This window comes from Saccharothrix sp. NRRL B-16348 (assembly GCF_001280085.1).
In the GTDB taxonomy this organism is placed as follows: Bacteria; Actinomycetota; Actinomycetes; order Mycobacteriales; family Pseudonocardiaceae; genus Actinosynnema.
Genome location: NZ_LGED01000196.1, coordinates 112,114 through 124,342 on the forward strand (window position 1 = coordinate 112,114; position 12,229 = coordinate 124,342).

10 protein-coding genes are annotated in these 12,229 nt (G+C 71.5%); 4 read left to right on the forward strand and 6 right to left on the reverse strand.

Annotation, left to right across the window (positions count from 1 at the left end; genetic code table 11):
• Nucleotides 1–128: 128 nt before the first annotated feature.
• From ADK67_RS19565 to rhaS, 4 genes are read left to right on the forward strand one after another with little or no spacing between them, the layout of a single operon-like run.
• Nucleotides 129–1,643 (forward strand): sugar ABC transporter ATP-binding protein, encoded by a 1,515-nt coding sequence (locus tag ADK67_RS19565; protein WP_053717883.1) that lies wholly within the window; start codon nt 129–131, stop codon nt 1,641–1,643.
• Nucleotides 1,640–2,686, forward strand: a complete 1,047-nt coding sequence (locus ADK67_RS19570) for an ABC transporter permease (protein WP_082403598.1) — start codon at nt 1,640–1,642, stop codon at nt 2,684–2,686. The genes ADK67_RS19565 and ADK67_RS19570 overlap by 4 nt, the downstream gene beginning before the upstream one ends.
• Nucleotides 2,676–3,707, forward strand: coding sequence for an ABC transporter permease (locus ADK67_RS19575; RefSeq protein WP_082403599.1), 1,032 nt, complete (start codon nt 2,676–2,678; stop codon nt 3,705–3,707). Before ADK67_RS19570 ends, ADK67_RS19575 begins: the two co-directional genes overlap by 11 nt.
• Nucleotides 3,708–3,757: 50 nt before the next feature.
• Nucleotides 3,758–4,843, forward strand: a complete 1,086-nt coding sequence (gene rhaS, locus ADK67_RS19580; RefSeq protein ID WP_053717952.1) for a rhamnose ABC transporter substrate-binding protein — start codon at nt 3,758–3,760, stop codon at nt 4,841–4,843.
• A 61-nt stretch (nt 4,844–4,904) separates the two neighbouring features.
• On the opposite strand, the gene ADK67_RS19585 is transcribed toward rhaS, so the two are convergent.
• The 6 genes from ADK67_RS19585 to ADK67_RS19605 all read right to left on the reverse strand — a co-directional run bounded on the left by ADK67_RS19585 (nt 4,905) and on the right by ADK67_RS19605 (nt 12,164).
• Entirely contained in the window at nt 4,905–6,299 is a 1,395-nt protein-coding gene (locus ADK67_RS19585; RefSeq protein WP_231648262.1) for a family 43 glycosylhydrolase, read from the reverse strand.
• A 107-nt stretch (nt 6,300–6,406) separates the two neighbouring features.
• Nucleotides 6,407–6,517 (reverse strand): rhamnogalacturonan lyase family protein, encoded by a 111-nt coding sequence (locus ADK67_RS55105; protein ID WP_331459326.1) that lies wholly within the window; start codon nt 6,515–6,517, stop codon nt 6,407–6,409.
• A gap of 14 nt (nt 6,518–6,531) precedes the next feature.
• A complete protein-coding gene (locus ADK67_RS19590; protein WP_053717885.1) occupies nt 6,532–8,016 on the reverse strand; it encodes a glycoside hydrolase in 1,485 nt (494 codons plus the stop codon).
• 42 nt (nt 8,017–8,058) lie between these two features.
• The gene (locus ADK67_RS19595; RefSeq protein WP_157620608.1) at nt 8,059–9,393 is read right to left on the reverse strand and encodes a glycoside hydrolase family 43 protein; all 1,335 of its coding nucleotides are present in this window, start codon (nt 9,391–9,393) and stop codon (nt 8,059–8,061) included.
• 510 nt (nt 9,394–9,903) lie between these two features.
• Nucleotides 9,904–10,944 carry a family 2 encapsulin nanocompartment cargo protein polyprenyl transferase gene (locus ADK67_RS19600; RefSeq protein WP_053717886.1) on the reverse strand — a complete coding sequence of 347 codons (1,041 nt, stop codon included), beginning with the start codon at nt 10,942–10,944 and terminating at the stop codon, nt 9,904–9,906.
• A gap of 41 nt (nt 10,945–10,985) precedes the next feature.
• Nucleotides 10,986–12,164 carry an ROK family transcriptional regulator gene (locus ADK67_RS19605; RefSeq protein ID WP_053717887.1) on the reverse strand — a complete coding sequence of 393 codons (1,179 nt, stop codon included), beginning with the start codon at nt 12,162–12,164 and terminating at the stop codon, nt 10,986–10,988.
• Between the last annotated feature and the right edge of the window lie 65 nt (nt 12,165–12,229).

Consider the following 12,229-nt stretch of genomic DNA (forward strand, 5'->3'; position numbering starts at 1 on the left):
CACGATGACCTAACGATGACCGTCTCATCTCGGCAAAGTTGCCGGACCGTCGTTGACGGTGGGTCTGAGCAGCCCCTAGCCTCGCGCATCATCACCGCATTGAAACATTTCAGTGAAGGAGATGCCGAATGGACCGAGAACACGCGGCTCCGCTGCTGGAGGTACGGGGTGTCTCCAAGTCGTTCGGCGCGGTGGCGGCCGTCCGCGAGGTGTCGTTCCCGCTGCACGGCGGTGAGGCGCACGCGCTGGTCGGGGAGAACGGCGCGGGCAAGTCGACGATCGTGAAGGTGCTCGCCGGCGTGCACGAGCCGGACACCGGCGTGATCGTCCTGGACGGCGAGGAGACGCGGCCGGCGGGTCCCGCCGCCGCGCGGGCCGCCGGCATCGCGGTCATCTACCAGGAGCCGACGCTGTTCCCGGACCTCTCGGTCGCGGAGAACATCTTCATGGGCCGCCAGCCGCTGGGCCGGTTCGGGCGCATCGACCGGGCGGCGATGAGGGCCGAGGCGGTGCGGCTGTTCGACCGGCTCGGCGTCCGCCTCGACCCGGACCGCCCCGCGCGCGGTCTGTCGATCGCCGACCAGCAGTTGGTCGAGATCGCCAAGGCGCTGTCGCTGCGGGCTCGCGTGCTCGTGATGGACGAGCCGACCGCCGCGCTGTCCGGCGTCGAGGTGGAGCGGCTGTTCGCGGTGGTGCGGGCACTGTGCGAGGAGGGCGCGGCGGTGCTGTTCATCTCGCACCGGTTCGACGAGGTGTTCTCGCTGTGCCACCGGCTCACCGTGCTGCGCGACGGCACGTGGGTGTCCACCGATCCGGTCGCCGACCTGACCGTCGACCAGGTCGTGCGGCGCATGGTCGGGCGCGACGTCTCGACGCTGTACCCCAAGGAGGACGTCGAGCCGGGTGACGTCGTGCTGGAGGTCGCCGGGCTGACCAGGCACGGCGTGTTCGCCGACATCGGGTTCTCGGTGCGGGCGGGCGAGATCGTCGCCCTCGCCGGGCTGGTCGGCGCCGGCCGCAGCGAGGTCGTGCGCGCGGTGTTCGGGATCGACCGCTACGACGCGGGCGAGGTCCGGGTGGCGGGCGAGCGGCTGCCCGCCGGGACACCTGCCGCCGCCGTGGCCGCCGGGATCGCGCTGGTGCCGGAGGACCGCCGCCAGCAGGGCCTGGTCATGGAGCTGTCGATCGAGCGCAACGCGACGCTCACCCGCCTGAAGCCGCTGTCCCGCCTCGGCCTGCTCGGCGGCGGGCGTGAACGCCGTTCGGCTCGCGAGTGGACGAAGCGGTTGCAGGTCAAGTACGGGCGGTTGGCGGACGCGGTCGGCACGCTGTCCGGCGGCAACCAGCAGAAGGTCGTGCTGGCCAAGTGGCTGGCGACCGGCCCGAAGGTGCTGATCGTCGACGAGCCGACGCGCGGCATCGACATCGGCACGAAGGCCGAGGTCCACCGGCTGCTCTCGCGGCTGGCGGCCGACGGGGTCGCGGTGGTCATGGTGTCGTCCGAGCTGCCCGAGGTGCTGGGCATGGCCGACCGCGTGCTCGTCGTGCACGAAGGGCGGATCACCGCCGAGCTGAGCCGCGCCGAGGCGACGGAGGAATCGGTCATGTTCGCGGCCACGGGCCGGAAGGCGGCGGTCGCGTGAGCGCCCGGTTGGCGGCGCCCGCCGTGCCGCCGGCGGAGGCGGACGAGAGCCGGACCCGGTTCGTCCGGAAGCTGTGGCTGGCGCGGGAGTTCGGCATCGTCGTGGCGCTCGGGCTGCTCGTGCTGGTGACCACGCTGGACAACCCCGCGTTCCTGTCGCCGCAAAGCCTGCGTGACCTGCTGCTCGGAGCGGCGATCCTGGTGGTCCTGGCGGTCGGGCAGACCGTGGTGATCATCTCCCGCAACATCGACCTGTCGGTCGGCGCGGTGCTCGGCCTGGTCGCGTTCGCGACCGGCAAGCTGCTCAGCACGGCGCCGGGCACGCCGGCGGTGGTCGCGATCCTGGCCGGCGTCGGGCTGGGCGCGGTGTGCGGAGTGGTCAACGGCGTGCTGGTGGCGGCGGCGCGGGTGCCCGCGCTGGTGATCACCCTGGGCACGCTCTACGCGTTCCGCGGCATCGACCACTCGTGGGCGCAGGGTCAGCAGATCAACGCCTCCGACATGCCGCGCTCGTTCCTCCGGCTCGGCACGTGGACCGTGCTCGGCATCCCGGTGCTCGCCGTCATCGCCGTCGTGGTGATGGCGGTCGTCGGCTTCTACCTGCGGTCCTACCGCAGCGGGCGCGAGCTGTACGCGATCGGCTCGGAACCCGCCGCCGCGCGGCTGTCCGGCATCCCGGTCGGGCGCCGGGTGCTCACCTCGTTCGTCCTCTGCGGCGCCCTCGCCGGGCTCGCCGGTGTGCTGTACGCGGCACGCTTCGGCACCGTCGACGCCACCGTGGGCACGGGCATCGAACTCCAGGTCGTCGCGGCGGCCGTGGTCGGCGGCGTGGCCATCTTCGGCGGCAGCGGCAGCGTGTACGGCGCCGCGCTCGGCGCGGTGCTGCTGACCACCATCGGCAGCTCCCTGGCGGTGCTGCGGATCAACCCGTTCTGGCAGCAGGCCGTGGTGGGCGGTCTCATCCTCGCCGCGATCGGACTGGACCGGCTGCTGGCCGTCCGCGCGGCGAACCGCTTGCGAGGGAGGTCGTCCCATGGCGCGTGACACGGTGGCGGTGGACGTTCCGGGCGCGCCGGCGGAACCGGCCGCGGGCGTGCTGCGCTCCGCGTTGGTCCGCTGGGACACCGCGCTGCTCGTGGTGCTCGTCGCGGTCGTGGTGATCGCCGGGGTGCTGGTCGAGGGGTTCGCGAGCGGGCGGAACCTCCAGTTCCTCCTGCTGGACGTGATCGCGATCGCGCTGATCGCGCTGCCGTTGACGCTGATCGTCATCACCGGCGAGATCGACCTGTCGGTGGCCAGCACGCTCGGGCTGTGCAGCGCGGCGATGGGTCAGCTGTGGGTGGCGGGCCTGCCGCTGGAGCTGATCGTGGTGCTGGTCATCGGCCTCGGCGCGGTGCTCGGCGCGGTGAACGCGGTGTTCGTGACCAAGTTCGCGCTGCCGTCGCTCGCGGTCACCATCGGCACCCTGGCCGCGTACCGCGGCCTGGCGTTCGTGGTGCTCGGCGACCAGGCCGTCGCCGACTTCCCGTTCCGCTGGACCGAGGCCGCGAGCGGCACCGTCGGCGACGGCGCCGTGCCGTGGGCGGCGGTGATCACGGCCGTCCTCGCGATCGTGTTCGGCGTCGTGCTGCACGCGACCCCGTTCGGCCGGTCCCTCTACGCCATGGGCAACAACGCCGAGGCGGCGACGTTCGCCGGGATCCGCGTCGCCCGCGCGAAGTTCTGGCTGTTCGTCGCCTCCGGCGCGGTGTCCGGCCTGGCCGGCGTGTACTGGACGCTGCGGTTCGCCAGCGCGCGGGCCGACAACGCCGCCGGCCTGGAACTGGCCGTGGTCGCCGCCGTCCTGCTCGGCGGCGTCTCGATCTTCGGAGGTCGCGGCACGCTGCTCGGAGTCCTGCTGGGCGTGCTCCTGCTCGGCGCCGTCCGCAACGCCCTCCAACTCGCCGACGTCGCCGCCGACACGCTCAACGTCGTCACCGGCGGACTGCTCATCGCCTCGGTCGTGGTGCCCAACGTGATCACCCTGACCCGCGCCCTGTGGCGACGGCGAAGCCGCACCGCGTGACCCCGAACGCCACTCGTGACAACGAAGTCCCCGCGGAGAAAGGGAGAACCATGTCCACCCAGCCCAAGCGCACGCTGCGCCTCGGCCTGATCGCCGCCACCATGGCGACCGTGCTGGTCGGCGCGGCGTGCGGCGGCACCACCCGTGGGTCCGAGGACAACGCCAACCCCTCGGGCAACCAGGCCACCGGCCAGGCGAACCCCGACGCGCCGCTGGTCGAAGGGCTCGACGTGGCGTTCCTGCCCAAGCAGGTCAACAACCCGTACTTCACCGTGGCCGACGGTGGCGGCAAGAGCGCCACCGAGGAGTTCAAGGGCAAGTACAAGGAGGTCGGTCCTTCCGAGGCCAGTGCGTCGTCCCAGGTCAGCTACATCAACACGCTGTCGCAGCAGCAGACCGACGTCATCGCGACCTCCGCCAACGACCCGAACGCCATCTGCGGCGCGCTCAACAGCGCACGGCAGGCGGGCGCCAAGGTGGTCACCTTCGACTCCGACACCAAGCCCGAGTGCCGGGACGTGTTCGTCAACCAGGCGACCGCCGAGGGCATCGCGGAGAACCAGGTCAAGCTGATCTCCGAGCAGATCGGCGGCGCGGGCAAGATCGCGATCCTGTCGGCGACGCCGAACGCGACCAACCAGAACGCGTGGATCGAGCTGATGCGCGCGGAGCTGAAGAAGCCCGAGCACGGCAAGATCGAGCTCGTCACGGTGGCGTACGGCAACGACGAGGACCAGAAGTCGTTCCAGGAGACCCAGGGCCTGCTGCGCTCCTACCCCGACCTGAAGGGCATCGTCTCGCCCACCACGGTGGGCGTGGCCGCGGCGGCGCGTTACCTGTCGGGCTCGGAGTACAAGGGCAAGGTCGCGTTGACCGGTCTCGGCACGCCGAACCAGATGCGCGAGTTCGTCAAGGACGGCACGGTCAAGGCGTTCGCCCTGTGGAACCCCGCCGACCTCGGCTACCTCGCCGCCTACGCCGGCGCCGCGCTCGCGTCGGGGCAGATCACCGGCGCGGAGGGCGAGAAGTTCAAGGCGGGCAAGCTCGGCGAGTACACCATCGGGAAGGACGGCGTCGTCGTGCTCGGCCCGCCCACCGTGTTCGACCAGGGCAACATCGACCAGTTCGACTTCTGAGCCCGTGGGCGCGCGGGCCTGTTGCCCGACCCGCGCGCCCACGTCCCACCGGGCCGTCCGATCAGAGGGTGGGCACGATCGGGGCGATGGTGCCGTCGGCGTTGAACGTCATGCGGTCCACGGTGGTCTCGCGGTTCGTGCCGTTGCCGGCGGGCACCGCGAACCGGTGGTAGGCGACGTGCCAGGTGTCGCTCCCCGGAGCCTTGACCACGGAGTGGTGGCCGGGGCCCTTGATGCCCAGCTCCAGGCGCTTCTGCAGCACCACGCCCCGCTTGGTCCACGGGCCGAGCGGTGACGTCCCGGTGGCGTAGGCGACCCGGTAGTCCTCTTCGCGCGTGTCGTTCTCCGACCACATGAAGTAGTAGGTGCCGTTGCGCTTGAACACGAACGACGCCTCGCGGTACCCCGTCGGGGTGATGTTGCGGACCTTCGCCGGGTCGAACGACGTCATGTCGGCGTTGAGCGGGACGACCCAGGCGGTGCCGTTGCCCCAGTACAGGTACGACTGCCCGTCGTCGTCGGTGAACACCATGGGGTCGATGGCCTGCCCGGAGTAGGCGCCCGCGCGGACCAACGGCTTGCCGAGGGCGTCGCGGAACGGCCCGGTGGGCGAGTCGGACACCGCGACACCAAGGTGCTTGGCCGTGTCACCGGACGCCGCGCCGCCGCTGAAGTACAGGTAGTAGCGGCCGTTCTTGGCGACGACGGCGGGCGCCCAGGCGGAGTTGTCGGCCCACGACACGTCCGGCCCGTGGTCGAGGATCACGCCGTGGTCGGTCCAGTTCACCAGGTCCGTCGAGGAGAACGCCTTGTAGTAGGGCGAAGCCCAGCCCGCGTACCCGTCCGTGGTCGGGTAGAGGTAGTAGCGGCCGTTGAAGTTCGTGATGTGCGGGTCGGCGTACAGGCCCGGGATGACCGGTCCCTTGGTGGTCTTCGGGCTCCACGGCGCGGTGAGGCGGAACGAGCTGTCCGCCCGGAACTGCGCCGTGTCCTGGTAGGTGTCCAGCCACACCTCGTAGTTCCGGTGCCGCAGCCGCCGGTCCGGGTGGCTGAACGCCACCAGCGACACCGAGCCGGCCGTCGACCCGGCCACCGCGCAGAACGTCGCGTCCTCGCGGAAGCGCGCGTCGCCGGTGTTCGCCTCCAGCCGCAGCCGCCAGTCCAGGTGGCGCAGGAACATGCCGTTCTTGGCCTGGAAGGAGTAGCACGACGGCGAGGCCAGGCCCGAGATCACGGTGAAGGTCGTGTCCAGCTTGGTCTGCGCGGCACTGGCCGACGTCACGGCGTCCAACCGGCCGAGGTAGTCCTGGTGCCGGAGGTAGCGGCCGGGGTAGTTCACCGACTCCAGCGAACGCGCCCCGGTCGGCAGCACGTCCGCGGACGCCTGTGGTGGCACCGCGATCGTCGCGGCGATGAGGCAGGACAGCACGGCGCAGGCGCGTGTTCGACGACGCATGGTCAACTCCAAGTGCCGGAGGGCGGGGACGTCCGCGGAGCCTCTGGACGGCCGGGAACGCGGATCGCGTCCCCGGCCGTCCGGTCGGCTCGGCGCCTTCGCGGTCATCACCTGATCGCGAAGCCGGGGTGCGGCGGTTGGTTGTAGGCGGTGTTCTGCCAGGCGATGGCGACGCGGTGCGTGGTGTCGGCGAGAAGTGCGTCTGTTAGCGCTAACATCCGGCGTCGAGAGGTCAGGCCACCACCCCGTCGATCTGGAAGGTCTGCACCTGCCCGGCGGCGAACGCGACGCGGAGGGTCTTGCCGTCCAGTCGGGTGTCCTGGCGCTGGGTGTAGCGGTCGCCGCTGCCGGCGGTGGTGGTGGACCAGCGCGGCACCAGGCCGTTCGTCCCGCCGGTGACCTGGCCGAAGCGGGACAGGTCGAAGGTGAGGGTCTGGGCGGAACCGGTGTTGGCGGCGACGACGACCAGGCGGCGCGCGGTGGCGTCGTAGGCGGCGACGGCGAGGTCGCTGCCGGTCTCCAGGATGCGCATGCCGGGTCGGATGTGCCGGGTGAACTGGGCCAGCACGTAGAACTTGGTCTCCACCGCGCCCGCCCGCAGCGTGCCGCCGTCGTACTTGATGGTGCCCCAGCCCGCGGTGGGGTCCATGACCTGCCAGTAGCACCAGGCGGTGGGGCGCAGCCAGCGGAAGTCGAGCAGCAGGCAGCGCGCCGTCTGCAGGCCGCTGCCGTCGCTGTCGCCGTGCTCGGTGTTCCACAGCACCTTGCCCGACGCGCGCACGTCGTTGCCGAGCAGGTCCCGCCGGCCACCGGTGCCCTGGTAGCCGTGCACGTTGACCTGGCGCACCAAGCCCTTGGTGGTGGCGTCGAAGCTGTTCCAGGTGGTGCGGGCGAGGTCGTAGCTGGTCTCGTCGGAGGCGGAGATGCCGATGCCGCCGACGCCCTGCCGGTTCAGCTCGGTGCGCAGGTGGGCCAGCACGCTGCGCTGGGTGGTGGCGTCGATCTTGCAGCCCTCTTGGGTGCCGTTGGCGTGCCAGTAGTTCGAGGACGGCTCGTTGAACGGGTCCACGGTGCGGAAGTTGACGCCCCACTGGTCGCGGGCCCGGCGCGCGGTGACGGCGAGGTGGTGCGCGTGCTGGCGGTGGTTCCACGACTGGAGGTTGGTGACGGAGGCGTCGGCCGCGCCGGAAGGGTTGTGGTTGTAGCACATCCACCACATCGGCGAGTTCGCGAACAGCTCGCTCATCGCACCGCGCTGGGTCGCTTTCACCAGCATCGCGCGCTGCTTGACGTCGACGTTCCAGTTCCACGCCGCCGAGGCGGGGTCCTCGTTGTTCCAGTCCTGCCAGAAGCCCTCGATCTGCTTGAACCGCGGGATGTTGGGCGAGGCGACCATGCGCTCGGAGCCGACGGCGTTCCAGCTCGACGCGCCGAGGTTGTAGCGGGCGATGTTCATGCCGAGGCCGGGCAGCGAGGCGCCGTTGTAGCTCACGGTCTTGGTGGTGAAGAACAGGTCGGCGAAGTCGTCCCGGTCGCCGAACACGTTGGCCCACCAGGCGAGCGAGGTGCCCCAGCCCTCCCACGTGCCGTAGTTGACGCCGGGGCTGACCCCGATGGTCGCGTCGGCTCCGGCGACACCCGTGCCGAGCACGCCGCTCGCGGCGGCGGCGCCGACCGTGGCGCCGGCCGCGGCCAGCACCGTCCTGCGCTTGATCATGAGTTCTCCTTGTCGGAAGTGGCCGGTGGCGTGCGGCGGTCGTCAGCCCAGTGGCGAGGTCACGGTGAACGAGGCGTCACCGGCGAACGCGGCGTCGGACGCGCGCAGGTCCAGCCGCATCTCGTAGGCGTAGTGGCGCAGGTAGCGGCCGGGGAAGTTGAACGACTCGAACGACGTCGTGCCGCCGCCCGCGAGCCCCGCCCGTCCGCAGAACGTCGCGTCCGCCCGGAACACCGCCGAACCGTCGTTGTTGTGCAACGCCAGTCGCATGTTGTTGTGGCGCAAGTAGTAGCCGGGGTAGTTGACCGACTGGAACGAGTAGCAGTTCCCGTTGGCCAGCCCGGCGACGACGCTGAACGTGGCGTCGGCGCGGTCGGTCGCGGTGCCGATCGGGTCCACGCGCGCGAGGTTGTCGCGGTGGCGCAGGTAGCGGTCGGGGAAGTTGGCCGACCGCAGGGAGCGCCTGCCGGTGGGCACGGCGGTGCTGTCGCCGACGTTCTCGCGCAGGACGGTGAAGTGCCGGGCCGTGCCGGACAGTCCGGGCAGCTCCACCTTGGCGCCGAACGCGCTCAGGTTGGAGCTGTCGGCGTAGTAGTAGCGCTTGTTGCCGTACTGGTCGAAGTAGAGGCGCCAGCGGCCGTCGGGCAGCTGCACGAGCGCGGGTCCTTCGAGGCCCGAGCCCCAACCCGCCCAGTTGCCGGTGCCGACGAACTGCCACGGTCCGTTCAGCGACGTGGCGGTGGCGTGCTCGATGTACTTGGTGGTCTCGTTCTTGAGGAAGTTGTGGTAGGTCCCGCCGACCTTGACGATGAAGCTGTCGATGTAGTTGGCCGGGATGCCCAGCGGCGTCGGCGAGGTCCACGCGGACAGGGAGCTGTTGGTCGCGGTGATCCGGTAGGGCCGGAACTGGCCCGCGGTGCCCGCGGTGGACGCGGAGAACACCACGTGCACGCTGCCGTCGGTGTCCTTGAACCACTCCGGAGCCCACGTGCTGCCGGTGGAGCCGTTCAGCCCCACGGTCACGTTCCGCAGGAACGTCCAGGTGGTGTAGTCGGCGCTGCGCGCGAAGCCGATGGTGTTGCCCGTCCAGTTGGTGGTGTAGACGATGTAGTAGTAGCCGTCGGTGTGCCGGATGACGCTGGGGTCGCGGATCAGGCCGGACGGCGGCGTGTAGGCGTTGGCCCGGACGGCGGTGAAGTCCGTGGCGTTCGGCGAGTCGTAGACGTGCATGTTCGACTCGCTGCTGTTGGTGAACGCGGTCATCACGTAGTGCGGCACGGGACCGGCCGCGTGGGCCGCGGGCTGGTGGACCAGCAGGGAAGCGGCCACGGTGGTCAGCGCGAACGCCGCCGCGGCGCCCCGCCTCATGACCTTCATGCCCGGCTGCCGACGCCGTGGCGGGCGTCGGTGTGGTGGTGGGGGATGGCGGCGTGCGCGGAGAACGCGCGGGTAGACGTCATTGTCTCTCCTCGGAGCGGATCATCGCGCCCGGCGGTGCCTGGAACTGCCTGATCACGGCCGTTGCCCTGGCGCGGACGACGGCGTGACCGTCCGATCCGGACAGTCGTGGTGGCGTCGCCGTCGAGTGGGTGGTGCAGGAGGATGTTTGCGCTAACATTGCGGCCGGGTCATAGTGTGTGAGCAACACCATGCGGGTGTCAAGGGTGTGGCGGGCGGGAGGTCCGCGCAGACGGCCGGGCGGTGGTAAGCGCTTTCACGGATGGCGTCAACGGCGTTGTGCCGACAGTGCGGGGCGTCGAGGCTCGGCCACCGGCTTTTGGTGGTCGAGCAACAGAAGCGAGCCCAGCTCAGGAGTAACTTACATCCTGGAACGACCATATGGCGCATGCCGGCAGTGCGCCTGACCGGTCCATGATGCCGGCCCGGTCAATGGTCGCGGCGCACGATCGTCCGGGCCAGGGCGGCCAGTTCCGCCGCGGCGCGCGGCGCGGACGACGCGATCGGGTCGAGCCGGCGCAACGCCTGGTCCAGGAGCAGTTCCGCCTGCCGCTCGCTCCAGGCGCGACCGCCCGCCTCCTCGACCAGCCGTGCCGCGCGGGCCGGGTCGGCGGCCACCGGCTGCCCGTCACCCTCGTACAGCGCGGCCAGCTCCCGGCCCGCCGGCGTGTCGGAGGTCAGGGCGGCGACCACCGGCAGGGACTTCTTGCGGGCACGCAGGTCGCCGTGCACCGGCTTGCCGGTCACGGTCGCGTCGCCCCAGATCCCCAGCAGGTCGTCGACGTGCTGGAACGCCACACCGAGGCGCAGGCCGAAGTCGCGGAGGCCCGCGACCTCGGCGGGGCCGGCGCCGGCGAACATCGCGCCCAGGGCGCAGGCGCAGGCGAGGAGACCGGCGGTCTTGTGCTCCACCATCGCCACGCACTCGGCCACGCCGATGTCGTGCCGTCGTTCGAACGCGAGGTCGGCCTGTTCGCCGCCGACCAGGTCGAGCACCGCGGCGTTGAGCACCCGCACGCCGGACAGGGCGGCCGGGTGCCCGCTCGCGGCGAGCACGTCGAACGCCAGCGCCAGCATGGCGTCGCCGGTCAGGATGGCGTCCGGCACGCCGAAGACGTGCCACGCCGCCGGGCGGTGCCGCCGGGTCCGGTCCCCGTCGAGCACGTCGTCGTGCAGCAGCGTGAAGTTGTGCACCAGTTCCACCGCGGCGGCGGCCGGCACGGCGGTGGTCGCGTCGCCGCCGACCGCCTCGGCCGCCAGCTGGGCCAGCACCGGGCGGATCGCCTTGCCGCCGCCCGCGTCGGTCGGGTCGCCGTGCTCGTCCCACCACCCCAGGTGGTACCCGGCGACGTGCCGCACCGAGGCGGGCAAGCCGTCGACGGCGGCACGCAGGGCCGGCTGGACCATGCCGCGGCTCCACGCCAGCACTTCGCGGACCGGTCGGGCACGGGTGGTGGTTTCCGGTGGCACGACGCACCTCCTGGTCGGTCGGGTCGGGCGCCGGCGCCGGGTCAGGCCAGTTGCCGGTCGACCACGTCGGGCGAGAGGACATGCTGGACGACCATCGCCGCCGCGCCGAGGACACCGGCGTCGTCACCGGCCTGCGACGGCACGATGCGCAGGTTCCCGGTGGCCAGCGGCAGGGAACGCCGGTAGATCGCCTCGCGCACACCGGCCAGCAGCATCTCGCCGGCGAGCGCGACGGTGCCGCCCACGACGATCAGCGACGGGTTGAACATGCTCACGCAGGCGGCGAGGACTTCGCCGATGTTGCGGCCCGCCTGCCGCACGGCCTGGCCGGCTTCGAGGTTGCCTGCCCGGACCAGCGTGACGACGTCGGTGCTCGTGTGCGCCTCGACGCCCTTGGCGCGCAACGCCGCCGCGATGGCGGACCCGCTCGCGACCGCTTCGAGGCAGCCGGTGTTGCCGCAGCGGCACGGCACGTCCCCGGCGTGCGGCGCGAGGATGTGGCCGAGGTCGCCCGCCGCGCCGACCGCGCCGCGGTGCAGCCTGCCGTTGCTGATGAAGCCGGCGCCTATCCCGGTGGCCACCTTGATCACGATGAGGTGCTCGGCCTCGGGGAAGCACTTCGTGTGCTCGCCGAGGGCCATCAGGTTGACCTCGTTGTCGACGAGCACCGGGACGCCGAGTTCCGCGCCGATGCGGCCCGGCACGTCGTAGCCGTCCCACCCGGGCATGATCGGCGGGTTGTTCGGCCGGCCGGTGGAGTGCTCGACCGGGCCGGGCAGGCCGATGCCGACGCCCGCCACGCGCTGCGACCGGAGGTCGGTCTCCTCCAGCATCGCCCGCCAGGCCTCGACGAGCCTGGGCAGGACCACGTCCGGGCCCTCGGCGATGTCCTGCTCGAACCGGCGCACGGCCAGCGGCGTGCTCGTCAGGTCGGTCACCGCGATGGTGGCGTGGGTCGCGCCCACCTCGGCGGCGAGGACCACCCGCGCGCGGGCGTTGAACACGAACCGGCCGGCCGGGCGACCACCGGTCGACGCCTCGCTGCCCCCGTCGCTGACCAGGCCGGCGTCCAGCAGCGCGTCCAACCTGGCTCGCACGGTCGACCGGGCCAGCCCGGTGACCGTGGTCAGTTCGGAGCGGGTCCGGGGCACGCCGTCGCGCAGCAGGCGCAGCAGCTCTCCCGGGGACGCGGCGCCGACAGGGGATACGTCTTCTTTCACCCTTCAATTGAACCAGAGGTTGCGGGCATACGGCGTCACGCACCGAAACATCCCAGACTTTTGGT